The following is a 24,896-nucleotide window of genomic DNA, read 5'->3' as shown; positions in this document are numbered from 1 at the left end:
GCTTTCTTCATGTAACTAATTTTGCTAAATCTTCGCAGGCTGTAGTTGCTGCTCTTTTTTGTATCGCTCCATTTCCTTTTGCAATTTGCTTAGTGCGTAGCTCACAATAGCGACATCATCCAGCCAGCCAAGTACCGGAATAATATCGGGCACAGCATCTAAAGGAGATATCACATAAACTATTGTACCTACAATGATAGACATATTCCACTTATTCATCTTGTGCTTGCCGGTCAACGTATCTTTCGCCATACTAACCATCAACTTAAAATCCTCCCCATGCGCTTTTAGATTAGCTGACAAGCTGTCTGCTTTATCCAAATCCTTTCTGTTCAATTGATAGGTTCTAAACACCTTATATAGTGCTAAAGCCTTTACAAAATACCTTGGTTTAATCATTATTGTCCTTTCTTGTTCACAAATCACTACATAGAAGACAATAACTATGCCCAAGCAAAAAACCAAATTAGTACGCTAGGTGTTGTTTATTGTACATCAAATTGAATAACATTATGGCAGTTAAAAATATTGGAATCGTGGTAGGATCATTACGCAAGGGTTCTTATAACAAAGCAATCGGTCAGTATCTGAGAGAACAGGCTCCGCAAGGCGTATCATTGGAAATGGTGGAGATTGGTGGTTTGTCTCTTTACAATCAAGACTACGACGAAAATGATGAACCGGCAGAATATGCGCCTTTTCGGCAAAAAATCAAATCTTTTGATGGTATCATCTTTATCACGCCTGAATACAATCGTTCGGTGCCCGGCGTTTTGAAAAATGCTATAGATGTCGGATCTCGTCCTTATGGTAGCAGTGTTTGGGATGGAAAGCCAGCTATGGTAATTTCTTCGTCCATTAGTAATCAAAGTGGATTTGGGGCAAATCATCATTTAAGACAGTCATTGGCCTATCTAAATATGCCCACTCTGGCACAACCGGAAGTGTATATCGCTAATGTACAAGCGTGTTTTGATGAAGATGGCTCGCTGCTAAAAGAAGATAGTGGTCGCTTTTTAACAAAAGCGCTAAACGCTTATATCGATTTTGCTAATAGACACGTTTAGATGTCGCCACAAAGACTAGCGATAAAGTATAAGGTTCAGCGCAAAGGAAATATGCGCTGAACCTTTTTTTACATGTACTTATTTGCACTTACAAATTTGTGTTATACTCTTCTGCATAATTATGGTCTTGGTGGTGCGGCATACCGCCATGGTCTGATTCCTTCTAATTCAGCCTTAAGTACGGCCCATGCCATTACATTCGCCATCACGATGCTATTGTATGCGCTTCTACTTCCGGCGACATACCCATTACTCGAGTTTCCGAAGGGCTTTGGAAGCGGACGAGTCGTCGTTGCATCGTATAAAAATGGAAAGGCCGTCATATTGTTAGCACCTCCAGCACTATAAGCCACAAATCCACCATCGCCAACGAAAAATATACTTTTAGTATTGTGTATAAACATGGTTGCACCTCTGGTTCCTGCCACTCCTCTGTTGATGGCTTGCTCTCGAGAATAGATGGTGATTTGATTAGCAGGTGCATTCACGATACCCAATGTCGATGGACCACGATCGTCGCCCCAATACTGATTACGCACATCTCCAAATGGTCCATTCAATATTACATCTGTAGGATTGTTTCCATCAATGGGATACATCGCGCCTGATGCGCCAGTATTATTGAAAAAACCAATATTATTGACACCGAACAGATTGTTGAAGAAGTTTGCGCTATTTTGATCATTATTAGAAACGCTTTGCAGCATCATGACAACAACGCCTCTATCATTGATAAAATCATTCAATGCAGTGCCAAAAATGGGTGAGATAGAACTGACGTTGAAACCAATAATCACCACATCAGGTCTATTTGGTGCGCCTGCTGCTAGCCTAGTACGAATTTGAGTATCAAAAGCATTACTCGTGCTAAAGGTCATTCTGTTCTGAGCAGAGTTACTGGTTGCAGTTCCGCCTTCCCAAGCTCCGCCGCCATTTGTCCAAGATCCTATTTTTACCACACTTTGAGGCAAATCACCAAAATTCTCCTTCGAATTGATAAACTGCCAAGATGGCCCTTGCTCCAGTGCAAATCCATCGCTTGAGCCACTTGATATGTGTAGTACGCGCAAAGAAGATGGCTGATAGTTGAGAAAAATGTTGGAGGTTAAGCGCTGCCCGATCACAGGATTTCTGAAACTCGAAGTAAACACGGGTCGATTAGCCATCCCAAAGTAGGTTGCAAGATTGCGATTTGCCAAAGCATCAGGTACGCCCGTAAATCTTACGGGTAGATCATTTATCGTGATTCTGTAGGTACTCAATACTTGCGGATCTACTGTGAAGAAACTTCTATCCCATATGTTTGTCGCCGAACGGGTATTAAAGATAGTTTCAATAGGTGCCGCTTCGATCTGACTTATACGATTTCCTCGGATATTAAATTGGCCTTTTTTGATGTACGAAGGATTATCAAATGTAGCATTCAAATTATTTATGGTCGCATAGGTGGCTAGCGATGTTGCATCAATTCTAATACGTAATTGCGCTACTTTGTGCTCAAATAAAATTCCTATGATATTAGCTTCTGCTTCGCCCGTGGTAGGTATGTTGATCTCGCCTGTCGCATACATCAGCGCTTTGTCGGTTGGAGTTTCTATGGAAGGATTCGACAGATTTGTGGGTGCGGGTATTTCTTCCATATTGTTGTAAGAGTATGCGTACCACGTATAGGTTACTCCTCTCTGTCCATCTACTGTTGCTGGCGTGCCTGATCTCGCATGTATTGTTCTCCAAAATTCACCCGTATTTCTATTGTAAAGTATCACACGATAAGTGTAACCTTGTGGCATATCGATCGTAGCACGACTGATGGTGTTTTTTGTTGCGTTTGGAATGGTAGAGCTATTGATATAATCTTCATCATAAGTGCCTACCAATCCATCTTGGATGGTTGTAAGACTAGCTACAAATCCCGATTCGTCACCCGAAAATGCAGAGGAGATATTATCCGAATTTTGCACACTCCGCTGTGATGTCGAGGTACTAACATTGTCCACGGATGCTGTTATTCCCTCGACACCAATTTGTAACCGTAGTAACTCTCCCGGAGTTTCTACCAATTTGTCAGAACATCCAGATAAAGTAAGAATGCTCAGGAGAACCATCGCAAAAATACCTGCTTTATTATTCATAATCGCGGTGTTTACTAAAAATTCCAAATATCCACCGTCTCTACGTCCTGCCATTCCGATAAGAGAGGATCTGGGTTTCTTCTCACAACAGATCCAGCTGCGATGGCAGCTTCCATCTTAATAAATGAAATTTCTAATGATGGTGACTCATAATTGGTCTTTTTTGATAAATTTTCCATAATATTCTTTTTGTTTAAATATTTCATAATAGATAATTTTAATGTTTAGCATCTCGAATTGATTCAGCGAATCTAGTAGTATCGGCTTGTATTAGTAACTATGTGTTCTTGAAGCTATAAGGGTGTTTTCATGAACAAAATAAATAGCTGCAAGAATGATATTGTAGCGTTTCTACTACAAATTAAGTTAAATAAAATGTAAATAATTAACTATTAAGAATATTTTTATTTAATTATTAATAATTCAGTTGAGTTGGTGCAGAATGGAAAGCACAAAAAATGTTCTTTTAATTAAAAATGGATGGTGGTTGGATGATCTGATTTATTCAACTAACCTACGTTGTTAATCAGTTAACCCATAGGCTTTTATGAATTACTAGAGGTTTGGTATGCGATATGGATATTTGTCACCTACGTTCAGGTGAATAAAGATTGAAGTATGTTATCAATCCCGATATGTACTTAAAAAGTTACGATTTGGAGAACAGTGGAGGTTTGTTTAGGACTAAAGGTGCAAACCTAAAATCTTGAGGCTACGTCGCTGTCCATCCAACACGGCGATATCAGGAAGATTTGCCCATTCGGAAAATTTAAATTTTTCGAACAAGCCAATACTTGGCGTATTGTGCGCGAAGATATAAGCCAATAAGACATCTATTCCGAAATCGGGCGCTCGATCAATACAGTATTGTAGTATGGCATTGCCAAATTTTTGTCCGCGTTGCGCTTCCTGCAAATAAATGCTAATTTCCACCGTGCCATCGTAAGCCGGTCTACCATAAAAAGATTGGAAACTTGCCCATCCCACTATTGTTCCGTCGCTTGCTTTCTCAATGATCCATAATGGCCTTTTATCTGTTGAATGATCGTGAAACCAGGGTAATCTGCTTTCTACCGAAACAGGATCTACGTCGGCAGTGACTAATCGAGAAGCAATAGTCGAATTGTAAATGGAAACAATAGTAGGTAGATCTTCTATTGTACTATCTCTATAGCGAAGCGTATTCATCAGGTAGGCAGATTTGCTGTGGATTCGGAGCATAGATCATTACTCCCCATAGGCCTGCATTCCGAGTGCTGTAAAGCGTCGATAAAAGATCGGTACAGGAGAGAAAGGTAGATGTATGACACCCGAAATTTTAATTTTCACAAATGTAATTGTATTCAAACATTTGTGAAAATTAAATCAGGAAAATTTGATTGCGAAAAAGCCCTATTTCTCCATTTGATTTTGGATAGACATCATGCCGTCTCTATCTACGGAAGTAACTCCCGCAATTTTTTCGAAATAACCGATGGCATCTTCCATGGGCTTGTCGTCTGGAATGCTAATCGCTACGCCATTCAGGGCATCATATAGGTATACTACCTCTGCACCGAAGGTTTGTACAGCTTCTAGCAACTGATCGTTGCCCGTATCTTTATCGTAATAAATAACCAGATTACGCGATGCATCCAACCCTGGTTGTTCTTGTGCGGTATCATTATTCATGCGTTTGCTGCCGCAAGCAGTGCTCAATAGAAAGCCGGAAGCTACTAGTAATATCGTCGTAATTTTCATCAGTATCTGTCTTGTTGTTTGAAATGGGCATCATGATCACTAGGAAAAGTATGGCACCCAACTCCATAACAGTGAAGTACAATATTCGGTTTGCGTGATGCGAAGAAATAATTGTGCTAAAAGGCTTATCGATTCGCAGCGAACGACTTAGTTTGTTCTAACGTTTCGAGTACCTGATCCAATGCTGATTTAAACCAGTAGGTGAATTTTTCTGGTGACGTCAGAATCTCCTCGTGCAGTTTGCGCACACTAATCCACCGAAAGTCTTGTACTTCCGCTGGGTTGGGCAATGGTGTATCATCGCTGTAGCCCACAAAAACATGGTCAAACTCATGCTCTATCAAATCATTTTCTACTTTGGCGTGGTAGATGAACGAAAAAAGCGGCGTGATTGGACAAACTAATCCCATTTCGAATTGCAGTCTTTGAAGCGCACCTTGTTCGAGATCCTCGTGCATCTGCGGATGCGAACAGCAGGCATTGGTCCATAAACCGCCGCCGTGGTATTTGTCGGCAGCGCGTTGATGTATCAACATTTCTCCGCGACTGTTGAATATAAAGATGGAAAATGCCCGATGAAGCTCGCCGCGCTCGTGTGCCAGTAATTTGTCCATCTCTCCCACTGTCTGATCGTTTTGATCTACTAGTACTACCTTATTTCTTTCCATACCTTAATATTAGGATCTCGCGTCGTTCAGTGCTTCTTTATACGTATTTAGTGCGCGCTCGCGCGCTTGTTTGTGGTCTACTATGGCTGTTTCTAACCGATCAGCGTAATGCGGGTTCCAACGTTTGATATACTTCAGGTCTTTATCAAATCGCTTGGTTTGTGCATCGGGATTGAAAATCCGAAAATACGGCGCAGCATCGCATCCGCATCCCGCTGCCCACTGCCAATTGCCATTGTTGGAAGAAAGCTCATAATCAAGCAATTTTTCGGCAAAATAGGCTTCGCCCCAACGCCAATCAATTAGCAAATGCTTACATAAGAAACTGGCTACGACCATCCGAACGCGATTGTGCATAAAACCCGTCTCATTGAGTTGTCGCATACCTGCATCTACAATCGGATAACCGGTTTCTCCCTTGCGCCATTTTTCAAACTCCTTTTCGTTATTACGCCAGCGAATGTTGTCGTAAGATGATTTGAAACTGGTATCTACCACATGCGGAAAATGAAATAGGATTTGCATGAAGAATTCGCGCCAGATTAGCTCAGATAACCATGTGTCGTTATTCTTGAGCGCAGTCTTCACACATTCGCGTACCGATATAGTGCCGAAGCGCAGCGCCACGCCCAACCGCGTAGTACGATCTTCTGCCGGAAAATCCCGATGCTGATCGTAATCATCAATCATTCCGGGTGTGAGTGATGGAGTTTCGTAGTTCAAGACGGTCTTCTCAAAACCTAATGTTTTCAAGGAAGGAATAGACTTTTTCTTTGTCTGGTAATATCCATCAAGCGTGCTTGGTGCTGCCGTGTAGTGCTTGCGCTCTAATGCTGCGCGCCACTTCTTGGCGTACGGCGTATACACGGTATACGGTGTGCCATCATTCTTCAGAATCTCACCTTTCTCGAAAATGACCTGATCTTTGAAAGCCGAAAAGGTCACGTCCTCCTTAGCCAACCACTTTTGCACGCGGTTGTCTCTAGCGATCGCTAGAGGTTCGTAATCTCGATTGCAAAATACTGCTTGGACGTCAAATTTTTGGATCAGCAGCTCAAAGATCTCTTCCACGTTGCCGTGATAGACATGCAGTGAGCTACCTAGCTCTTCGAGTTTTCCTTGTAAAGATTGCAGTGCTTGATGAATGTAATCTACCCGTATATCTTTAGTATTTGGTAATTTAGATAGAATCTCTTGATCGAATAAGAAGATCGGAACTACTGGGATATCCTGTGCTAATGCTTTGGATAAACCAACATTATCTTCCAATCGCAGATCTCTTCTAAACCAAAAAATGTTGATCTTATCCTTCATCTGCTCCTTTCGTAGCTGGAGCTTGGTCTACCCAAAGTAGATCTTCAATATCATAGCCCACTTCCAATGCTAGGCGCAAATAATTAACTTTTACTTCTTCTGGAATCGTGGTTTCGCGAGAAAGTATCCACAAATAATCGAAGTCTTTACCAGCCACCAAGGCATGCTGATAATCTTTGTCTAAAGCAATCACGTTGTAGCCCGCATAAAATGGCCCAAAAAAGGAAACTTTTAGCGCGGCAGTGGTCGGTTCTCCGCGAAACTTCGCTTTTCCTTCTGCCGATTTCCACTCTTTATCTTCCTTATTGTACCCCTTGTTGAGCACTTTAATACTCCCATCTTCGTTAGCAGAATAGGTTGCTGTCACGTGCGATAATCCTTTTTCAAATTTGTGGTCTAGTCTAGCAATTTCGTACCAAGTACCCAAGTAGCGATCCACCTCAAATGAGCTGACAGGATTGGCCGTTTTTGGTATGTAAGTCGTACTGCAACCGACTATACATAGAGCGAAAATAAGTAAGAGGTAAGTCTGTAATCTAACGTTCATGCTGTTGATTCTTTTTAAAATACATCTGAAAATACTTCACAGGTACCCACAGGAAACCAAAACATTCGCCTTCTTCCTTTCCCGTATGTTTGTGATGTTGTTTGTGGGCACGGCGAATGGCCATCAGGTAAGGATTCGTCGTATTCCGAAGAAATGATACACGCTGGTGAATAAAAATATCGTGTACAAAGAAGTAAGCAAAACCATATAAGGTAATACCCAACCCGATGTAAAACAAATGATTAAAACCTTGTGTACTGCCTATATAGATAAGTGCAATGGCTGGAATAGCGAAGATCGCGAAGAAATAATCGTTTTTCTCTAAATGACCTTCGGTGCTGTGATCGTGATGATCGCGATGCAATCGCCACAAGAATCCATGCATTACATATTTATGTACCGTCCAGGTAATTCCTTCCATGATTAGAAAGGTGGCCAACAGGATTAAAAAATTCATAGTTGCACAGTGTTATGATTAAATTTTTTGTCTAAGACTCGATGCCTATAGTCGAAGATGTTTTTCAATTTCTTTTTTACAAAGAGCTGATGCGCCAGCGTGCCCAAAGGGCCAAATGGCAGTTCGTAGCGTACATGATCGGTGATCAAAACGCCATCACCTTCCGGAGTAAAGGTATGGGTATGTTCCCATAATTTGTACGGTCCGCTTTCCTGAAAATCGATGAAACGCTGTAGAGGCACTACGTCCGTTATACGCGTACGCCATTTAAGCGGAATACCAAATATCGGACTTACCGTATAATCAATAATTTGATCTTTGTAAATGGACCGATCTTCCATCTCACTTTTGACTACGAACGCCATATCCTTCGGTGTTATCTCCTCCAGATTATGTGGTGAAGAAAAGAATGCCCAAATTGATTCAATATCTCCTTTTACATGTTGTTCTCGGTATATACTATAGATCATGTTGTATGATTTTTTAGATGTAATGGACTACATAATGGCCATTTTGTAAGCCACATAACTTTGCATCATCAACGACATCTTTTGGCCATTGGGTATCCGCACACGCTCACTCATGATACGCTGCGCAGGCAATCTCTTAATCTTTTTGAACAAAGAAAGATAATATTTGTAGGCGAGATACACACCGAAGCGCGCCGAAACGGGCAGCTTTTTGATACCCACCAATGCCTCTCGAAATTCCGTATGAATGTCTTCTTCAATAGCAGATTTAATCGCATTATCAAATACCGCCATATTCACATCTGGAAAGTATGTGCGTCCCAATACTTGATAATCGTCTTTCAGATCACGTAAGAAATTAACCTTCTGAAAGGCAGATCCGAGCTTCATCGCGTATGGTTTCAGGGCTTCGTAGGCAGACTTATCGCCATCTACAAATACTTGTAGGCACATCAACCCAACCACCTCGGCCGATCCCAAGATATACTCCTTGTACTTTTCAGTATTGTATTCTGTCGGATTTAAGTCCATTTCCATGCTATGCAAAAATTGTTCGATTAGTGCCCGATCAATATCATAGCGGTGTACCGTTTCCTGAAAAGACTGCAGGATAGGATTCAACGAAATCTTCTCATCCAGCGCCTGATGCGTTTGTTCTTTAAAGCGCTCCAGCAATTTTTGCTTATCGTAGGTATGGAAGCTATCGACAATTTCGTCTGCTAATCGCACGTATCCATAGATAGCATATACTGCTGGGCGAATGCATTGGTCTAAGGCCAGAATTCCTAAGGAAAAGCTGGTGCTATATTTTTCCGTGGTGGCTTTGCTTACTTGGAAGCTTAATTCATCAAACAGCTTTTTCATAGGAGTATGTATTAAGTTTATTGACTTCAGAAGCAACGATTTTACCAGAGATAATAGATGGAGGTACACCGGGACCTGGCACAGTCAGCTGTCCTGTATAGAATAGATTTGTTAGTTTTTTGTTTTTGATGGCGGGTTTCCATACCGCCGTTTGCGATAAGGTATTCGCTAATCCGTACGCATTGCCGCCATAAGCATTGTAATCTTGCATAAAATCAGAAACGCAATAGCTTTTCTTAAAATCGATCTTATCCAATAAATTACTTGCTCGGGTATGTTTTTCCAATCGCGTGATCATTTCCAAGAAATAACGTTCCCGAGTCGGCTCATCATCCGCAACACCCATAGCCAACGGCATCAGTAGAAAGATATTTTCGTGGCCTTCTGGCGCCACCGCATCATCTGTTTGCGATGGACAACAGGCATAGAATAACGGTTTTTCTGGCCAAGCTTTATCCACGTAAATAGAGTCTATATGCGCATCCAGATCATTTTCAAAAAATAAGGTATGATGTTTTAGATTAGGAATCTGCTCATTAAACCCTAGATAATAAATTAAGCACGATGGTGCAAAAGTGCGAGCAGCCCAGTATTTTTCATCGTAATTACGCAATGATGGCGCTAATAATGTTTCGGTATGATGGTAATCCGAAGAAGCAATCACAACATCAAAAGCTTGCTCTTCGCCGTTTATTAATAAAGTCTGCACCGCACCATCCGCGCAGTTTATGGCTTCTACCGGTTGATTAAAATGAAAGACTGCACCCTGCTCTTCTGCGACTGATTTCATGGCTTTCACCAATTCGAAAAAACCGCCCTTTGGATACCAAGTGCCTAATGCATAGCCTCCATAATTCATCAAGCTATACATCGCAGGAATTTTGCGTGGCGATGCACCAAGAAATATGACCGGAAATTCCATCAAGGAGATCAATTTAGGATTCTTAAAGTATTTCTTGACATAATTTCTGAATCCAGAAAGCAAATCTAGGCGAAGCGCACTGCCAGCAATCTTGGGCGACATGAATTCAAACCAGCTGTAGCAAGGTTTGTTTACGAAATCCCGCATACCTACTTCGTACTTGTATTTTGCGGCTTTCATAAATTCGTCGAGCCGTGAACCAGCACCTGGTTCGATCTGCTCAAACAACACTTTCATCTGCGCATAATCGCGTGGGATAGCCACATTATCTTGGGAGAAAACCATTTCAAACTGAGGATCCAGCGATATTAATTCGAAATAATCGGTGGCGTGTTTTCCAAAGTCTTGAAAAAAATTGTCAATGATATCGGGCATCCAATACCAGCTTGGTCCCATATCGAAAGTGTATCCATTCTCCGTTTTGAATTGGCGTGCACGACCTCCCGGCCCTGCATTTTTCTCAAATACATGTACCGAATGGCCTTCGGCCGCAGCGTAAGCCGCGGCAGATAATCCCGAGATTCCGGATCCTATGATGGCAATCCTTTTCTTCATTTTGTGGTCTAGGTAGATTTTAATTGTTGATACGCTTGACCCAACAGCTGCTCTGCTGGTGTGTTACTTAAATATATAGGATGGTGAAACGCTTCTAGTTTTTGCAGTAGGCGAATCAATTCCAGTTTCTCTTCGGGCAGCAAATCAGCAGATACAATTTGTGTGGCCTGTCTGATTTTGTGCATGTGTTGTTCCAGTACTTCTAACCCTATATCTGTAATGGAGATCATCTTGCTACGGCGATCCGTCACGGAGTCTTGCTGCTTTACCCAACCATGTTTGATGAGACGGTTGATGATTTGCATGCCGACAGGTTTGTCCTGAATGTTTTTCTTAATCAAAGCCATTTTGGTCATCTCCCCAAAAGCTTTTAGATTTATGAGATAAATATAGTCTTCCTGCGTGGAAAAGTCACTATGAATAAGCACAGATCGTGAGTAATTTTTAGCGTAGCGATTCAGGTGAACTAGTAAGGTGCTGATAACACTTTCGGCTGATCGACCATTTTCCATACCCTTCCATGCTATTGTTCGCTCTCGATCTGAGGCTTTACTGTTGGCGACCCAACTCATAAAGCCCTTCAAATCATTCCCATAGCTCGCATGCGACAGTTGTTCCTGCTCAAACTCTGATACTAGCTGGATGACATCTTGTAACAAATCGTATTTCATTTTTGCGATGTTTATTGATGAGGGTTGAGGGATAATGAATAGTATATTTTTAAACTGTTATATCATGGTATTTTGATATAAACAATGATCTACACGAGTTGTTTCAAATGTTTGGTGTAAAAATCAACTTTATTTTGTTCGTATTCATTTATCAAATTTTAGGATGATTATGTATCTAATCAGAGAAACAAATGTCTTTATTCCTTTGTTGCATAACACACGGATTATAGGGATCCAATACGTATCAAACAATAAGCATGGAAAGCATAGATCAAGCGGAAAAAAACGCATATAAATACATAGACTGCACCTGCAAAGGCTACAAACGAGTGAAAGTCGGTAAATCTTACCGCTACAAAAATCTGCGTGGCGCATTCATTACCAATGAACGCACCTTGAAGAGAATTCAAGCACTGGTAATCCCACCTGCTTGGAAGCGCGTATGGATATGTCCCGATCCGAAAGGTCATATTCAATGTTTTGGTTATGATTTACGCGATCGTAAACAATACATTTATCATAAAGAATGGACGCAGAACCAAAATGATGCTAAATTTCAAAAGGTATTGGCTTTAGGGCCATACTTACCAAAATTGCAGCGCAGGATCAATAAAGATCTCCAATTGCCTGAGTGGACGAAGGACAAGGTATCTGCTCTGGCGTTGGCTGTGATCAAACGTACATTGATGCGTGTGGGGAATGCGCGATATACGAAGGCCAATAAATCGTACGGCCTCACTACCTTAAAGAAATCGCATGTCACGTTATCCAAAGAAGGCGTCACGATTAGCTACGTCGGCAAAAAAGGTGTGCCTCAATTACACGTGGTAAATGATAAGAAGTTGTACAATTTTGTAGCCTCATTGTCGGAGATCCCAGGCAAAAACTTGTTTCAGTATTTGGATCCATCCGCACCAAAAGGAATTAGAAAATTGCGTGGTCGCGACGTGAATACCTATTTAAAGGGGCAGAATTCGGAATATAAACTTTCGGTAAAAAGTTTTCGGATCTGGGGTGCGACTATATTAGCGGTCAAATTGATGGCGGCCATACAGTCTGAATACGAGTTGAAAAACAGCCAAAAGCTGTTGAATGCCATTATTGATCAGATCGCTGGAGAATTAGGAAACACGCGGGCTGTGGCCAAGAAATATTATGTGCATCCTTTGATACAAGAAATGTTCTTGGATGGCACATTTTACAAGAAAGCAAAACTTAAAGTTGGCGCGCGCCGACTAAGTATTCCGCAAGCAGAAGCTATTTGTCAGCGATTGCTGCGCTAGGCTCATTTAATGAGCCTAAATGCGGCACGTCACGAAGGTCGTATGGCGTTTCTTGATAGACGAAGTAATTGAGCCAATTATTGAATAACAAATTAGCGTGTCCGCTCCACCGTACTAATGGCGGATTATTTGCGTCGTCGTTTCTATAATAGTTTATCGGTAATTGAATCTCACTACCGCGCTCTACATCACGTAAGTATTCTTCGTGCAGCGTCCAAGGTGAGTACTCCGAGTGTCCCGTTAGGTAAAACTCCCGACCTCCACGTGAACAAACTACCGCTACGCCTGCCTCATCTGATTCGGCTAAAATTGAAATCTCGTTTTGAGCTAACAGTTCCTCTTTAGCAATCGTGGTATGCCGACTGTGTGGGATATAAAATTCGTCATCAAAGCCCCGAAACAAGGGACTGCGATTTTCAGTCGTGTTGTGTTTGAATACACCGAAAAGTTTGTGATCTAGTGGTACTTTTTCTACACCATAGAAATGATGCAACGCGGCTTGCGCTGCCCAACAGATATACAAAGTGGAAGTAACATGCGTTTTGGCCCAGTCGAAGATTGCTTTCATCTCATTCCAATAACTCACTTCCTCAAACGGCAACATTTCTACTGGAGCCCCCGTGATGATCATCCCATCGTAGAAATTCTCTGTTACTTGGCTAAAGCCTTTATAAAATAACTCTAAATGCTCCTCGGAAGTATTTTTGGGTGTATGCGTATCTAGACGTAGAAATTCTACCTCAACCTGCAATGGATTATTGGATAGCAAACGTACAAAGTCGGTCTCCGTGGTAATTTTTAAGGGCATCAGGTTTAAGATCAAGACGCGCAGCGGCCTAATGTCCTGCGTGCTAGCGCGTAAATCACTCATCACAAAGATGTTCTCTTCTTTGAGAAGCTCAATAGCTGGTAGATTGTTTGGTATCTTTACTGGCATAACCCGATTGTTCCCTAAATGTACTTAAAAAGCAAAAATAGCAAGAATACGGTAGAATAAAAAAAGGATTAAGACGGGTTTGAAACCACGTCCTCCTGATTATACAATCGGATATCCTTTATCAGATCGTCTACAATCGTTTCGGGCGTAGCCCATGATGTGATTAAGCGCACTACAGCCTGCGTTTCGTCTACTTGTTGCCAAATGTAAAACTGGTATTTTTCTAACAACTTTTGAATGAGCGGCATGGGCAAGATCGGAAAAAGCTGATTGGACTGCGGAGCTGACAAAAATTGGTGACCCTCATCTTGAATGGCTTTCGCGATTTTAGCAGCCATCAAATTAGCATGTTGCGCCAGTTCCATATACAGGTCGCCTTCGAAGAGAGACAGAAATTGTATTCCTAGCAAACGACCCTTGGCAAGTAGCGCGCCTTTTTGCTTCATGACAAATTCAAACTCCTGACTGACGGCGCTGTGGTTAAAAATGATTGCTTCGCCCAATAAACCACCATTTTTAGTCGCGCCCAGATAAAACACATCCGTGAACCTGCTCACATCTTCCAATAGCAAATCACTCCCAGGTGCCATCAATGCATGACCTAAGCGTGCGCCATCCAAGAAAAGCAATAAATCATTGGCCTTACATTGTGTGTACAAATCCTGTAATTCGGTCTTAGAATACACCGTGCCTACCTCCGTCGTGTTGGAAATGTACACTAAACGCGGCTTTACCACATGCGGCTTCAGCTGGTACGCTTGCAATGTTTTTTCGATATCGGCGCTTGTGAGCTTACCATCTTTTGTAGGCACGGCAATCACTTTATGTCCAACGGATTCAATAGCACCCGCTTCGTTGGTAAAAATATGACCCGAGGCCGCACTAATCACCGCTTCATGTGGTCTTAGCAAAGAAGATATGACCAACAGATTTGCCTGTGTACCTCCGGATACGAAGTGGATGGCTGCCCACTTGTTCCCCAACTTTTCTTTCAGGATTTCCTTTGCCAGCAAGCTATATTCGTCTTCGCCATATCCAGCCTGTTGTACCAGATTGGTTTGTGATAAGCGTTCTAATATGGAAGGATGTGCGCCCTCCGCGTAGTCATTTTTAAAATTGTACATATGGTAACGTGCCGTCATCTATGGCGCTCAAAGTTGCAAAAAAAGACCGGACATTATCTTATGAAACTGGACTAAAGTTGGCAATTATCTGATCCGCAAACTCGCTTGTCTTTAACAAAGTGGCATTTTCCATCTGATTATAGAAATCTACCGTGACGGTTTTCTTTTTTATCGTTTTGGCGAGTGCTTCGGTAATAGTAGTAGCTACAGCATCCCAACCGAGGTATTCAAATAGTAATACACCGCTTAGGATTACGGAGGAAGGGTTCATCGTGTCGGTATCGGCAAAACGCGGTGCCGTGCCATGCGTGGCTTCAAATATCGCATGACCAGTTTGGTAATTAATATTTGCTCCTGGCGCAATACCAATGCCCCCAACGATGGCTGCCAAAGCGTCTGATACATAATCGCCATTTAAATTGAGGGTGGCTACTACCGAATAATCGCGCGGTGCTAATAATATTTGCTGCAAGAAGTTATCGGCAATCACATCTTTGATGATTAATTTTCCGGCATCTTGTGCTGCACGTTGCTCTTTGTTCGCTTCCTCCTGCCCTTTTTCTGCTTTTGTTTTATCCCACTGATCCCACGTATAGACTTGATCGCCGAACTCTTCTTCGGCCAGCTGGTAAGCCCAATTTTTAAATGCGCCTTCTGTGTATTTCATAATATTGCCTTTGTGTACAATCGTCACAGAAGGCCGATTTTGTTCTAGAGCATATTGTATCGCGGCGCGTACCAAGCGTTTGGTGCCTTCTTCCGATACCACTTTGATACCTAGACCTGTATTGGCGCGAAAATCATAATCCAGCTTTAGATCGTTATTCAAAAACTGTTGTAGGCGTTTACTTTCTTCGGAGTCTGCCGCATATTCTACACCGACGTAAATATCTTCGGTATTCTCTCTAAAAATCACCATATCGATGTATTCTGGATGCAATACAGGAGTTGGTGTGCCGGGATACCATTTTGTTGGGCGAAGACAGACATACAAATCCAATGCCTTGCGCAACGCTACATTGAGCGAACGAATACCGCCGCCTACCGGCGTAGTCAAAGGACCTTTGATGCCTACAAGATAGTCGCGAAATGCTTGTGTAGTCTCTTCTGGAAGCCAGCTTCCTGTTTCATTGTACGCTTTTTCACCGGCCAAAACTTCTTTCCATGCGACTGCTCTTTCATCACCATACACATGCGATACGGCTTGATCAAAAACCCGCACTGCTGCGCGCCAGATATCAGGTCCAATACCGTCGCCAATAACAAAAGGAATAATGGGATGATGCGGTACGTGCAAAGATCTATCCGCATTTAAGGAAATTTTTTCAGCCATAATGTACAATTTTTAACGTGGTTCTAGTCGTCAAGCAACCAAAACAATACCAAACTGTACAATTTGAAAATCTTATTTGAATTGAATGGTTTTTATTGGCGAGATTCTGCTAATCAACATGGAAGGAATGATCAATACCACGAATACGATCGCGATCAAAGCCACGTTGAGTGAAAGAACTTCGTGCCATGAAATCTGTACGGGCACAAAAGAAACATAATAGATGCTGGGATCTAATTTGAAAAATTGCGTACTACGCTGAAAGAAGTACAGCAGAATAGCCAGTACATTCCCGATCACCAAACCATAACCAATCAGGTATAGCGAATTATACAAAAACACTTTTCGAAGTTCGGTATTGCGCATGCCGAGCGCTTTTAGAATGCCGATCATGCTAGAACGCTCTAAGATATTGATCAACAAGGCAGATATCAGATTGATCAGCGCGACGATCACCATCAACACAAAAATAACGCTATCATTCATATCTAACAGCTCGAGCCAATTAAACACGTCAGGCATCTGTTCGACTACGTTAGTAGTCGCCATGTGTATAGGAAGTTCATCTTCGACCACGCTGGATGTGAGCGCCAACTGCGTGAAATCTTTGATCCGTACCTCATAACCGCCCACATCTTCTGGCGCCATATCATTGATACGGCGTATGAGATCCAGCGATCCGATGATATACATCTTATCTAACTCTTCCGAATGGGTGGTATAGATTCCCTTAACCTCCAGTTTGCGTTTGCGAACCGGATGCTGCACGAAATACATGATAAAACTATCTCCAACTTTCAGATGCAGCCTATTAGCAGTTTGCTGAGATACCAGAATTTGGTTGTTTGCATTCTCTGCTGCAAAATTAATGGTATCTCCTTCCACAAGCATGCGCGATAGAAAATCTTGGCGATAGCTACCGTCAATACCTTTGATCAACACACCTTCGACTTCCTGATTGACATGGATAATGCCCGCTTTGGTAGCAAAGGGATAGATGTTTTCTACGTTAGGTAGTTCACGAATAGAATCTAATTTAGTCCTCGAAAGCGCGATCGGCGCACTCTCGTAGGAGGTAGAAACATCGTTTTTGACGATCATAATATCACCAAAAAAACCACGCTGCTTGTCGGTAATTTCCTGCTTGAATCCTTTCAGAATGGCGACCGCCATAATGATCGCCAATATCGCCAAACTCAGCGCACCGATCGTCACTCGAATGATCATCTTCGAGAACGTTCTATGGCCGAAAACGGTGATCCTTTTGGCTAAAAAATAGGAGAAATTCAAGCTGAAATTATATTTTGTAACTTCGCAAAGTTAATAAAAAATGTCATCCCTGAATGACGCGAAACAAACTACAAAAGATTTAAAGATACGATGCGAATTATATTTATGGGTACGCCCGATTTTGCGGTAGCTTCTCTTGATGCATTAGTACAAGCAGGCGAACAAGTCGTGGCGGTAGTCACTACACCCGACAAGCCAGCTGGGCGCGGTCAGAAAATGCACGAATCTGCGGTAAAACAGTATGCCGTAGCGCACCAAATCCCCGTTTTACAGCCCGAAAAACTACGCAATCCAGAATTTTTGGCGGATTTAAAGTCGTATCAGGCCAATTTGCAGATTGTGGTCGCTTTCCGAATGTTGCCTGAGGTCGTGTGGGATATGCCTCAACATGGAACGGTGAATGTACACGCCTCGCTCCTGCCCAATTACCGCGGTGCGGCACCGATTAATCATGCGGTGATGAATGGCGAGAAAACTTCGGGCGTTACGACATTTTTGTTGCAGCACGAGATTGATACCGGTAATGTTTTGCTCCAAAAAGAAGTCGCTATTGCAGATACAGATAACGCCGGCGATTTGCACGATGCACTGATGAACGCTGGTGCCACGCTTTTGTTAGAAACGGTAAATGCCTTGCGCGCTGGCACGCTCCAGCCGACTCCGCAGGATGCGATAGAAGGATCGGATTGGAAGCACGCGCCAAAGATATTCAAAGAGGATTGTGAGATTGACTGGGACAGACCGGGTAAAGATGTATACAATCAGATTCGCGGATTGAGCCCTTATCCCACCGCATTTACTAAATTGCATGATAAGGTACTCAAGATCTATGAAACGGTACTCGTGAATGAAAAACCTACGATTGCCGCAGGTGAATACGAAACTGATGAAAAAACATATTTACGATTTGCCTGTACCGATAGCTTTTTAGATTTGAAATTAGTGCAGATTGAAGGCAAGAAAAGAATGACCGTAGGCGACTTTCTACGAGGGTACCGTTTTCCATAACACTACAATAGAAAGGAAAATATATGTAACTTACCACATCGTATAACAGCAATACAGATGGAAGAACATAAACCGCTACCAATATTAAATGCCAAAGAGGCACGCGTATTAGGCGTGCTATTGGAGAAGGCAAAGACCACACCGGAGTATTATCCGCTTACTTTGAATGCTTTACAAACGGCGTGTAATCAGAAAACATCGCGCCGGCCGGTAGTACAATACGACGAAAGTACGGTTATTGTAGCTTTGGACAGTTTGCGAAAGCTTGGTTTGGTATCTACTGTAGTGGGTGGCGGCAGCCGGGCGGTGAAGTACAAGCATAATTTGGCGATACAATATCCGCTCTTGCCACAAGAATTAGCTATTATTTGCTTGTTACTACTTCGTGGGCCTTTGACGCCTGGGGAGATCAACAGTAATTCGGGGCGTTTGTACGATTTTGAATCTATCGATGAGGTGGCACAGCTTCTGAACAAATTAGAAAATACAGAACCTGCTTTTGTACAGATAGCACCAAAACGTGCTGGACAAAAGGAGATTAGATATATTCAGCTACTAACGGAGTTTAATGAAGCCGAATACGAATCTGAGCAACCGACTACCAGATCAGGATCGAACGAACAAATAGAAGCGTTGACAGATCGTGTAACACAATTGGAAGAGCAACTAGAAAAGTTGCAATCGGCTTTTGATAAGCTGATGACTGAGCTAACCTAACCAGAAACCAATACGCATACTCTTATGAAACTATTTTCATCCATGTTGACAGGATTATGTTGCTTTGCAGCTTTTGTGAGCTTCGGACAAAGCATTGAGCCATTAACACAAAAAGCCAATTGCGGTTTTCGAGGATTAGACACCTTCGGAGAACGCGTGATTTGGGTGAGCGGTACGAATGGCACGGTGGGCAAATCATTGGATAAAGGCAAATCTTGGGAATGGGTCGGACCGAAAGGTTATGAGGAAACTGATTTCCGAGATATCGCGGTCTTTAGCAACTATGAAGCGGTGATTGTGAGTGCGGGTGCGCCTGCAGTGATTTTACGTACTATGGATGGCGGAAAATCTTGGACAGAAGTCTATCACAATGATGATCCAGAAATTTTCTTAAACGGAATGGATTTTTACGGTGATCGCGGTTTTGCTATTGGCGATCCGATTGATGGATTTTTCCAATTGCTACAAACGACAGATCGAGGCGAAACTTGGGAAGATGTTTCCGGTAGTTTATTGCTCTTTGCAGAGCCCGGCGAAGTAGGTTTTGCAGCTAGTGGTACAGGATTGCAGGTACAAGGTGATAATCTTTGGATTGGCAGTGGCGGATCTTTTGCTGCTCTGTATCGTAGAAATGAAAAGAAAATGTTAATGCATAAGATGCTGACTCCCATCATCAGCGGCGCTAGTAGTCAAGGAATTTTTTCATTGAGCTTCTGGAATAACAAAAGAGGTGTGGTTGTAGGTGGCGATTATCTGCACGATCAATGCAATGAACATAATGTATACCTCACCCATGATGGTGGCGAAAATTGGATCACGCCAGCCAAGCCTGTCGGCGGATTTAGATCGGCAGTGCTGCACGTGAACAAACGAAAATTAGTAGCAACAGGAACGTCAGGCACCGATATCTCTACCGATGGTGGACAGCATTGGAATACCATTTCGACAGATAGTTATAATGTTCTTGGCAAATCCCGTACTGGAAAAAGAGTCTATCTGGCTGGCAGTAACGGACAAATTAGCGTACTTCAGTGGAAGTAGGTCTACAATAGAAGCGTAAAAATAAGTATGAAGTATTATATCATAGCGGGTGAAGCATCAGGCGATCTGCATGGAGCGAACTTGATAAAGGCATTAAAAGAGGAAGATAAAGAAGCAGAATTCGCCATCGTGGGCGGCTCCCTGATGGAAGCCGAGAGTGGAAAAAAAGCATTGATCCACACCTCTCAAATGGCTTTTATGGGCTTTGTAGAAGTGGTGATGAACTTATCTTCCATTGCTAGAAATCTTCGATCTGTAAAGCAAGATCTTCTACGCGTGCGTCCAGACACGGTGATTCTGATCGATTTTCCAGGTTTTAATCTAAAGATTGCGGACTTCGCCAAGAAGAATGGCATCACCACGAGCTACTATATCTCGCCCAAGATCTGGGCGTGGAATCAGAAACGCGTGTATAAAATCAAAAAGGTGGTAGATCACATGTTCTGTATTTTACCATTTGAAGTTGACTTTTATAAAGAGTACCATTATCCTGTCGATTACGTGGGAAATCCACTGCTAGATGCAATTTCCAAGCACGAAGTCAATTTAAATTTTGTAGCCGACAACGGACTCTCGCCGAAAGAAGATATTATCGCGCTATTGCCTGGCAGTCGCAAAATGGAAATTGAACGAATCTTGCCGGAGATGGCGGAGCTGTATCACAAATTCCCTTCGCATCAAGTAGTGATTGCAGGTGCTCCAAATTTTGATGAAGCTTACTACAAAGATATAATTGGCGATATGCCGATTAAGATTGTTTTCGATCAAACCTACGATCTGTTAAAGCATGCGGTTGCTGCGGTCGTAACCAGTGGTACGGCCACTCTGGAAACGGCTATTTTGCGTGTGCCACAGGTGGTGGTGTATAAAGCAAATCCGCTCAGCATCGCAATTGCACGGAAATTGATAAAGGTGCGTTTCATCTCTCTGGTGAATTTGATCAATGATTATCTGTCTGTGCACGAACTCATTCAAAAGGATTGCACAGCCAGTAATATCGCGGATGAAATCGGCGAATTGATTACTAATCCAGCGCATCGTGCCAGCGTGCTAGAGAACTACGATGTATTGCGTGAGAAATTAGGTGAGCCAGGCGCATCTGCCAGAACGGCAAGTAAGATTGTCGGTTATCTGCGCGCAGCGCAATAGTCGATCCTCGAAATTACGTATTTCCGGAGCCGAAACTCAAAGCTGTGGCAGTGTCTATTGCTCGCCATCAGCTTAATGTTTTACCGGCGTTTAATCCACCTGTATAAGTATAGTTTCAATACATTACGGATACAGTACCATTACATAAAATGCCTATGTTAGTTACACTATCGATACACTAACCATACGCTAAAGGTTAAGGAATGCCGAACCAATAGGCGATCTATACCCAATGTTTTTTGCTAAAATGGTAATTGGACATTATTCGAAAGGTTAAGTCTTTGTGTTTTCTTGAGATAATCATTGAATCCACCGTCTTTGCGAAACCGAGGCACGAAGGCTGTGGCAACCTAATGTATTAACTTTCTCAACGATATAAACTCTCTCCGCAATTTATTAAACCTATTCCTATCGCATCGGGTCTAAATATAAAATTACACGCTTATGAAACGCTTAATTGGCTTACCATTGCTATTTAGTATGTTGTTGACTGCTTGCCTCACGTATAGCCAAGTAGCTACAGCACAAGATAAAGAGGAAGAAAATCGCATCGAAGAGCATATTGGAAAATTGGTTTTGTCTAAAAAGAAAAGCAAGACATTCCGTAACAAAGGTCGTGATTCCATCATGACTTTGCACATCGATACACTCGTTATGAAAGATCGCGCTTCGCTGCAATTCTATGGATTGAAAGATGTACAACTGAATATTGGCTATGCCGAGATCGGAAAAGATGTGGTCTTTTCAGGTATTGGTAGTAAGAATAACGCATCTAACTTCGATATTGATATCAATTTTGCTAAATTCCAGTCATTGTATGTAATTGCGCGAGGCATTGATGCCATGAATGGTACGCGCACGCATCCCAATGGTGACGGGGGTAATGTCACTGTTCATTACGATCCGAACGGATTAGTGCCACAGCAAGAAGATCGTAAATCCAAACAACATTTAAAGATCGATGCCAGTGCAGGTGGTCGTCGTGTGAATCCGCCAACGGATGTTGCGCTGGTAATGAGTCGCATTGGAATGGGTGGCCCGCGCATGGGTGGTATTCCACAAGGACAAGTTTATTCTGGATCGCCCGGTCTTGAGGGCAAGGTCGTGGTAGAAGCTCGTCCAGAATAGCTAGCCATTTGCGGTTGTGCGTTCACAAAGATTATCTTACTTTTAAACATGAAAGTTTTAGCATTTGGCGCTTCTAATAGCTCCAAGTCCATCAATCAGAAATTCGCGACCAGCGTATCAAAATACTACAAAGAGGACGAAGTCGAAATCTTGCATATTCATGATTTTGAGATGCCGATCTATTCGGCAGATCGAGAAAGAGAAAATGGTGTGCCTCAGCTGGCTCATGATTTTGCAGCACGTTTGGATGCAGCAGACCTCATAATTATCTCATTTGCGGAGCATAATGGCAATTACTCCGCAGGATACAAAAATCTGATTGACTGGGTAAGCCGAATCAAAGGAAGAAAACCCTATCAAGACGCCCACCTTTTCCTGCTTTCCACGAGCTTTGGTGCACGTGGTGGCCAAAGCGTCATGGAGATTGCGCTAGCACGCATGCCACGTGATGGTGGTACGGTTATAGAACATTTATCGCTCCCGGAGTTTCCTGCTAACTTTGAAGATAATAAAGGAATTACGAATGCCTTATTCCGCAGTCAGTTGGAAGCTAAGGTGCGCAAGACCAAAAGGGAGATGCAAAAAATATTAGATTCTAAAAAAACATCATGAAATCACGTAAAATAATTTGGTTCGTTGGCGCTTTAGTCCTGTTGTTAGGCTATTTTATCTACGATAGTTACAGCCAGCCCAATATAAAAGATGTTCCGGGAGATTTTGAAGAAGTCGCTTTTGTGCGCAATGAGCAGAATAAAGGTGGTATCGTTCGTGTCTATGCTGTCACCGTTGGTGATCAAGCTAAGGCACAATATGAGCAATGTGCCGACCTCTTCCCTACCAATGATTATGGCAGTGTGACTAAGATTTACTTTTTTGATAAGGGAATGCCATATCCTACAGAATTGACATTGGAAGAGCCGCATTTTGATATTCAAAAATATAGCGCGCTACGTATTGTCAAAAGATACGGCTCCAAGTAGCAAACCGAATGTTCATCGTGCAAGATAGACCTTCTTTTATTGATGTACATACGCACTTTGGTACCGATACCGCATTATCAGTGCGCAGGATACGTAATGTGATCGTTGGCAAAGAGGAGATAATGGATGAACCTTGCTCGGTAGGTATTCATCCGTGGTATATCTTCGATGACGGTAAAGCGCAGCTAGATATGTTTCAGCAAATGCTATGCGATAACCCAAGCATCTTGGCTATTGGAGAATGCGGATTGGATAAAATAACAGATACGCCATGGCAAACCCAAGAGTCTGTATTCTTTGCGCAACTTGTGTTGGCTACTGAATTCGCCAAGCCAGTGATCGTACACTGCGTACGTGCCTATCAGGAAGTGATTGAGCAGATCAAGGTAGCAAAAATGGCCACTCCCATCATCATACATGGATTTAACAAGAGCAAGGAACTGGCGGAGCAACTATTGCAGCAAAGCTTTTATCTGTCGCTTGGCGCAGACATCTTAAGAGGTCGTCAGGATCAATTGATCCGCAGTATTCCACTAGGTCGCCTCTTTTTGGAGACCGACAATTCGGACATACCGATCTCCCAAATTTATACGTATTTTTGCCGCGTTCGGAATTTGAGCATGGACGAATTGCAAGCGCAATTATGGTCTAATTTTGAAGAGGTATTTAATTAGTATTTGCAATAAGAATGAAAGATGTATCGTGGCTTTCTCGTACGGAAGCTTTGATTGGCGGCGACGCCATTAAAACCCTGACCAATGCACACGTAATGGTGCTTGGATTAGGTGGTGTAGGATCTTTTGCGGCAGAGTTTGTATGTCGCAGTGGTGTGGGCAAAATGACGATTATAGATGGTGATACGGTAGATCCTTCGAACAGAAACAGGCAGCTTCCCGCATTAGCCACGAATCATGGCGTCTCCAAAGCGCAAATCATGCGTGAGCGATTGCTAGCGATTAATCCTGAGCTAGAGTTACAGGTTTTTGAAGAATTTGTGATACCAGATCGCATCCCTCATTTTATCGATCTAAAGCCAGATTATATCATTGAGGCAATTGATAGTATCACGCCCAAATTATTCTTGATCCGTTCGGCTTTCGCCGCTAAAATACCTTTTATTAGTTCGATGGGCGCTGGTGGTAAGGTAGATCCTACCAAAATACGCATCGGTGATATCAGTGATTCGTACAACTGCAAACTAGCGCGACACATCCGCAAGAAACTACGTAAGCATGATATTGAAAATGGCGTTAAAGTAGCTTTTTCGACCGAATTACCAGATAAAGCATCTTTGTTGTATACCGATGGGAGCAATTACAAAAAGTCGGCCTATGGCACGATGTCATATCTGCCAGCGGCATTCGGTGGTGCGATTGCTTCGGCTGCTATTCGCGATTTGATTCAGCGATAATGTAGCGTATTATCCTGTAGTAAATCAGAAAGGAAATACGTATTTTTAACATCAGTCGGCTGGCATCCTATCGGTAGGATATACCGAA

The 24,896-nt window shown here is 42.5% G+C and carries 28 protein-coding genes; 11 read left to right on the top strand and 17 right to left on the bottom strand.

Annotated elements, in window-relative coordinates; translation table 11 throughout:
- Positions 1-24 precede the first annotated feature (24 nt).
- The gene (locus GKO22_RS08310) at positions 25-399 is read right to left on the bottom strand and encodes a YkvA family protein (protein WP_166334074.1); all 375 of its coding nucleotides are present in this window, start codon (positions 397-399) and stop codon (positions 25-27) included.
- A gap of 113 nt (positions 400-512) precedes the next feature.
- Here GKO22_RS08310 and GKO22_RS08305 point away from each other — a divergent pair, with 113 nt between their 5' ends.
- The gene (locus GKO22_RS08305; protein ID WP_166334073.1) at positions 513-1,067 is read left to right on the top strand and encodes an NADPH-dependent FMN reductase; all 555 of its coding nucleotides are present in this window, start codon (positions 513-515) and stop codon (positions 1,065-1,067) included.
- 119 nt (positions 1,068-1,186) lie between these two features.
- Here GKO22_RS08305 and GKO22_RS08300 read toward each other — a convergent pair whose 3' ends face one another.
- The 12 genes from GKO22_RS08300 to GKO22_RS08245 all read right to left on the bottom strand — a co-directional run bounded on the left by GKO22_RS08300 (position 1,187) and on the right by GKO22_RS08245 (position 11,407).
- The gene (locus GKO22_RS08300; protein WP_166334072.1) at positions 1,187-3,199 is read right to left on the bottom strand and encodes a hypothetical protein; all 2,013 of its coding nucleotides are present in this window, start codon (positions 3,197-3,199) and stop codon (positions 1,187-1,189) included.
- 14 nt (positions 3,200-3,213) lie between these two features.
- Complete coding sequence (locus GKO22_RS08295) at positions 3,214-3,405, bottom strand: hypothetical protein (protein WP_166334071.1); 192 nt, start codon at positions 3,403-3,405, stop codon at positions 3,214-3,216.
- A 478-nt stretch (positions 3,406-3,883) separates the two neighbouring features.
- Positions 3,884-4,420, bottom strand: a complete 537-nt coding sequence (locus GKO22_RS08290) for a GNAT family N-acetyltransferase (protein WP_240920221.1) — start codon at positions 4,418-4,420, stop codon at positions 3,884-3,886.
- 171 nt (positions 4,421-4,591) lie between these two features.
- Positions 4,592-4,939 (bottom strand): hypothetical protein, encoded by a 348-nt coding sequence (locus tag GKO22_RS08285; RefSeq protein ID WP_166334070.1) that lies wholly within the window; start codon positions 4,937-4,939, stop codon positions 4,592-4,594.
- A gap of 125 nt (positions 4,940-5,064) precedes the next feature.
- A complete protein-coding gene (gene idi, locus GKO22_RS08280) occupies positions 5,065-5,607 on the bottom strand; it encodes an isopentenyl-diphosphate Delta-isomerase (RefSeq protein WP_166334069.1) in 543 nt (180 codons plus the stop codon).
- A gap of 9 nt (positions 5,608-5,616) precedes the next feature.
- Positions 5,617-6,921, bottom strand: coding sequence for a cryptochrome/photolyase family protein (locus GKO22_RS08275; protein WP_166334068.1), 1,305 nt, complete (start codon positions 6,919-6,921; stop codon positions 5,617-5,619).
- Complete coding sequence (locus GKO22_RS08270; RefSeq protein WP_166334066.1) at positions 6,911-7,468, bottom strand: lipocalin family protein; 558 nt, start codon at positions 7,466-7,468, stop codon at positions 6,911-6,913. Before GKO22_RS08270 ends, GKO22_RS08275 begins: the two co-directional genes overlap by 11 nt.
- Positions 7,458-7,925, bottom strand: coding sequence for a sterol desaturase family protein (locus GKO22_RS08265; protein WP_166334064.1), 468 nt, complete (start codon positions 7,923-7,925; stop codon positions 7,458-7,460). The genes GKO22_RS08270 and GKO22_RS08265 overlap by 11 nt, the downstream gene beginning before the upstream one ends.
- On the bottom strand, positions 7,922-8,395 hold the full coding sequence (locus GKO22_RS08260) for an SRPBCC family protein (RefSeq protein WP_166334062.1): 474 nt from the start codon (positions 8,393-8,395) through the stop codon (positions 7,922-7,924). Before GKO22_RS08260 ends, GKO22_RS08265 begins: the two co-directional genes overlap by 4 nt.
- A gap of 27 nt (positions 8,396-8,422) precedes the next feature.
- A complete protein-coding gene (locus tag GKO22_RS08255) occupies positions 8,423-9,259 on the bottom strand; it encodes a phytoene/squalene synthase family protein (RefSeq protein ID WP_166334060.1) in 837 nt (278 codons plus the stop codon).
- A complete protein-coding gene (locus GKO22_RS08250) occupies positions 9,243-10,736 on the bottom strand; it encodes a phytoene desaturase family protein (RefSeq protein WP_166334058.1) in 1,494 nt (497 codons plus the stop codon). Before GKO22_RS08250 ends, GKO22_RS08255 begins: the two co-directional genes overlap by 17 nt.
- Positions 10,737-10,744: 8 nt before the next feature.
- Positions 10,745-11,407, bottom strand: coding sequence for a MarR family winged helix-turn-helix transcriptional regulator (locus GKO22_RS08245; protein WP_166334056.1), 663 nt, complete (start codon positions 11,405-11,407; stop codon positions 10,745-10,747).
- Between the two features lie 257 nt (positions 11,408-11,664).
- Between GKO22_RS08245 and GKO22_RS08240 the strand changes: the two genes are divergently transcribed.
- Complete coding sequence (locus GKO22_RS08240; protein ID WP_166334054.1) at positions 11,665-12,690, top strand: DNA topoisomerase IB; 1,026 nt, start codon at positions 11,665-11,667, stop codon at positions 12,688-12,690.
- Here the strand turns inward: GKO22_RS08240 and metA are convergent.
- From metA to GKO22_RS08220, 4 genes are all read right to left on the bottom strand, one after another.
- The gene (gene metA, locus GKO22_RS08235) at positions 12,665-13,627 is read right to left on the bottom strand and encodes a homoserine O-acetyltransferase MetA (protein ID WP_166334052.1); all 963 of its coding nucleotides are present in this window, start codon (positions 13,625-13,627) and stop codon (positions 12,665-12,667) included. The two genes, GKO22_RS08240 and metA, sit on opposite strands and share 26 nt — an antisense overlap.
- Positions 13,628-13,695: 68 nt before the next feature.
- Entirely contained in the window at positions 13,696-14,751 is a 1,056-nt protein-coding gene (locus tag GKO22_RS08230) for a threonine aldolase family protein (protein ID WP_166334050.1), read from the bottom strand.
- Positions 14,752-14,809: 58 nt separating this feature from the next.
- The gene (gene icd, locus GKO22_RS08225) at positions 14,810-16,084 is read right to left on the bottom strand and encodes an NADP-dependent isocitrate dehydrogenase (RefSeq protein ID WP_166334048.1); all 1,275 of its coding nucleotides are present in this window, start codon (positions 16,082-16,084) and stop codon (positions 14,810-14,812) included.
- Positions 16,085-16,156: 72 nt separating this feature from the next.
- On the bottom strand, positions 16,157-17,374 hold the full coding sequence (locus GKO22_RS08220) for an ABC transporter permease (RefSeq protein WP_166334046.1): 1,218 nt from the start codon (positions 17,372-17,374) through the stop codon (positions 16,157-16,159).
- 90 nt (positions 17,375-17,464) lie between these two features.
- Here GKO22_RS08220 and fmt point away from each other — a divergent pair, with 90 nt between their 5' ends.
- The 9 genes from fmt to GKO22_RS08175 all read left to right on the top strand — a co-directional run bounded on the left by fmt (position 17,465) and on the right by GKO22_RS08175 (position 24,808).
- On the top strand, positions 17,465-18,382 hold the full coding sequence (fmt, locus tag GKO22_RS08215) for a methionyl-tRNA formyltransferase (RefSeq protein ID WP_166334044.1): 918 nt from the start codon (positions 17,465-17,467) through the stop codon (positions 18,380-18,382).
- A 57-nt stretch (positions 18,383-18,439) separates the two neighbouring features.
- Positions 18,440-19,099 carry a YceH family protein gene (locus tag GKO22_RS08210; protein ID WP_166334042.1) on the top strand — a complete coding sequence of 220 codons (660 nt, stop codon included), beginning with the start codon at positions 18,440-18,442 and terminating at the stop codon, positions 19,097-19,099.
- A gap of 24 nt (positions 19,100-19,123) precedes the next feature.
- Entirely contained in the window at positions 19,124-20,140 is a 1,017-nt protein-coding gene (locus GKO22_RS08205; RefSeq protein ID WP_240920219.1) for a WD40/YVTN/BNR-like repeat-containing protein, read from the top strand.
- Between the two features lie 27 nt (positions 20,141-20,167).
- On the top strand, positions 20,168-21,289 hold the full coding sequence (lpxB, locus tag GKO22_RS08200) for a lipid-A-disaccharide synthase (protein WP_166334040.1): 1,122 nt from the start codon (positions 20,168-20,170) through the stop codon (positions 21,287-21,289).
- Between the two features lie 444 nt (positions 21,290-21,733).
- Positions 21,734-22,417 carry a hypothetical protein gene (locus tag GKO22_RS08195; RefSeq protein WP_240920218.1) on the top strand — a complete coding sequence of 228 codons (684 nt, stop codon included), beginning with the start codon at positions 21,734-21,736 and terminating at the stop codon, positions 22,415-22,417.
- A gap of 48 nt (positions 22,418-22,465) precedes the next feature.
- Positions 22,466-23,029 carry an NADPH-dependent FMN reductase gene (locus GKO22_RS08190; protein WP_166334038.1) on the top strand — a complete coding sequence of 188 codons (564 nt, stop codon included), beginning with the start codon at positions 22,466-22,468 and terminating at the stop codon, positions 23,027-23,029.
- Positions 23,026-23,397, top strand: coding sequence for a hypothetical protein (locus GKO22_RS08185; protein WP_166334036.1), 372 nt, complete (start codon positions 23,026-23,028; stop codon positions 23,395-23,397). Before GKO22_RS08190 ends, GKO22_RS08185 begins: the two co-directional genes overlap by 4 nt.
- 17 nt (positions 23,398-23,414) lie before the next feature.
- Complete coding sequence (locus GKO22_RS08180) at positions 23,415-24,071, top strand: TatD family hydrolase (protein WP_166334034.1); 657 nt, start codon at positions 23,415-23,417, stop codon at positions 24,069-24,071.
- 14 nt (positions 24,072-24,085) lie between these two features.
- Positions 24,086-24,808, top strand: coding sequence for a tRNA threonylcarbamoyladenosine dehydratase (locus GKO22_RS08175; RefSeq protein WP_166334032.1), 723 nt, complete (start codon positions 24,086-24,088; stop codon positions 24,806-24,808).
- The last annotated feature ends 88 nt before the right edge of the window (positions 24,809-24,896 follow it).

It is taken from the genome of Sphingobacterium chungjuense (assembly GCF_011316935.1).
Lineage (GTDB): Bacteria > Bacteroidota > Bacteroidia > Sphingobacteriales > Sphingobacteriaceae > Sphingobacterium > Sphingobacterium chungjuense.
Note: the sequence above shows the minus strand (reverse complement) of the source record. Positions and strands in the feature narration are given on the sequence as shown.

What these genes read in the sequence shown, in the direction of transcription:
- GKO22_RS08270 (WP_166334066.1), bottom strand. Translation starts at nt 7,468, where the DNA reads ATGAACGTTAGATTACAGACTTACCTCTTACTTATTTTCGCTCTATGT.
- GKO22_RS08175 (WP_166334032.1), top strand. Translation starts at nt 24,086, where the DNA reads ATGAAAGATGTATCGTGGCTTTCTCGTACGGAAGCTTTGATTGGCGGC.
- GKO22_RS08265 (WP_166334064.1), bottom strand. Translation starts at nt 7,925, where the DNA reads ATGAATTTTTTAATCCTGTTGGCCACCTTTCTAATCATGGAAGGAATT.
- GKO22_RS08195 (WP_240920218.1), top strand. Translation starts at nt 21,734, where the DNA reads ATGAAACGCTTAATTGGCTTACCATTGCTATTTAGTATGTTGTTGACT.
- GKO22_RS08205 (WP_240920219.1), top strand. Translation starts at nt 19,124, where the DNA reads ATGAAACTATTTTCATCCATGTTGACAGGATTATGTTGCTTTGCAGCT.
- idi (WP_166334069.1), bottom strand. Translation starts at nt 5,607, where the DNA reads ATGGAAAGAAATAAGGTAGTACTAGTAGATCAAAACGATCAGACAGTG.
- GKO22_RS08230 (WP_166334050.1), bottom strand. Translation starts at nt 14,751, where the DNA reads ATGTACAATTTTAAAAATGACTACGCGGAGGGCGCACATCCTTCCATA.
- GKO22_RS08240 (WP_166334054.1), top strand. Translation starts at nt 11,665, where the DNA reads ATGGAAAGCATAGATCAAGCGGAAAAAAACGCATATAAATACATAGAC.
- lpxB (WP_166334040.1), top strand. Translation starts at nt 20,168, where the DNA reads ATGAAGTATTATATCATAGCGGGTGAAGCATCAGGCGATCTGCATGGA.
- GKO22_RS08260 (WP_166334062.1), bottom strand. Translation starts at nt 8,395, where the DNA reads ATGATCTATAGTATATACCGAGAACAACATGTAAAAGGAGATATTGAA.
- GKO22_RS08295 (WP_166334071.1), bottom strand. Translation starts at nt 3,405, where the DNA reads ATGAAATATTTAAACAAAAAGAATATTATGGAAAATTTATCAAAAAAG.
- icd (WP_166334048.1), bottom strand. Translation starts at nt 16,084, where the DNA reads ATGGCTGAAAAAATTTCCTTAAATGCGGATAGATCTTTGCACGTACCG.
- metA (WP_166334052.1), bottom strand. Translation starts at nt 13,627, where the DNA reads ATGCCAGTAAAGATACCAAACAATCTACCAGCTATTGAGCTTCTCAAA.
- fmt (WP_166334044.1), top strand. Translation starts at nt 17,465, where the DNA reads ATGCGAATTATATTTATGGGTACGCCCGATTTTGCGGTAGCTTCTCTT.
- GKO22_RS08185 (WP_166334036.1), top strand. Translation starts at nt 23,026, where the DNA reads ATGAAATCACGTAAAATAATTTGGTTCGTTGGCGCTTTAGTCCTGTTG.
- GKO22_RS08250 (WP_166334058.1), bottom strand. Translation starts at nt 10,736, where the DNA reads ATGAAGAAAAGGATTGCCATCATAGGATCCGGAATCTCGGGATTATCT.
- GKO22_RS08255 (WP_166334060.1), bottom strand. Translation starts at nt 9,259, where the DNA reads ATGAAAAAGCTGTTTGATGAATTAAGCTTCCAAGTAAGCAAAGCCACC.
- GKO22_RS08190 (WP_166334038.1), top strand. Translation starts at nt 22,466, where the DNA reads ATGAAAGTTTTAGCATTTGGCGCTTCTAATAGCTCCAAGTCCATCAAT.
- GKO22_RS08300 (WP_166334072.1), bottom strand. Translation starts at nt 3,199, where the DNA reads ATGAATAATAAAGCAGGTATTTTTGCGATGGTTCTCCTGAGCATTCTT.
- GKO22_RS08210 (WP_166334042.1), top strand. Translation starts at nt 18,440, where the DNA reads ATGGAAGAACATAAACCGCTACCAATATTAAATGCCAAAGAGGCACGC.
- GKO22_RS08305 (WP_166334073.1), top strand. Translation starts at nt 513, where the DNA reads ATGGCAGTTAAAAATATTGGAATCGTGGTAGGATCATTACGCAAGGGT.
- GKO22_RS08245 (WP_166334056.1), bottom strand. Translation starts at nt 11,407, where the DNA reads ATGAAATACGATTTGTTACAAGATGTCATCCAGCTAGTATCAGAGTTT.
- GKO22_RS08275 (WP_166334068.1), bottom strand. Translation starts at nt 6,921, where the DNA reads ATGAAGGATAAGATCAACATTTTTTGGTTTAGAAGAGATCTGCGATTG.
- GKO22_RS08285 (WP_166334070.1), bottom strand. Translation starts at nt 4,939, where the DNA reads ATGAAAATTACGACGATATTACTAGTAGCTTCCGGCTTTCTATTGAGC.
- GKO22_RS08310 (WP_166334074.1), bottom strand. Translation starts at nt 399, where the DNA reads ATGATTAAACCAAGGTATTTTGTAAAGGCTTTAGCACTATATAAGGTG.
- GKO22_RS08290 (WP_240920221.1), bottom strand. Translation starts at nt 4,420, where the DNA reads ATGCTCCGAATCCACAGCAAATCTGCCTACCTGATGAATACGCTTCGC.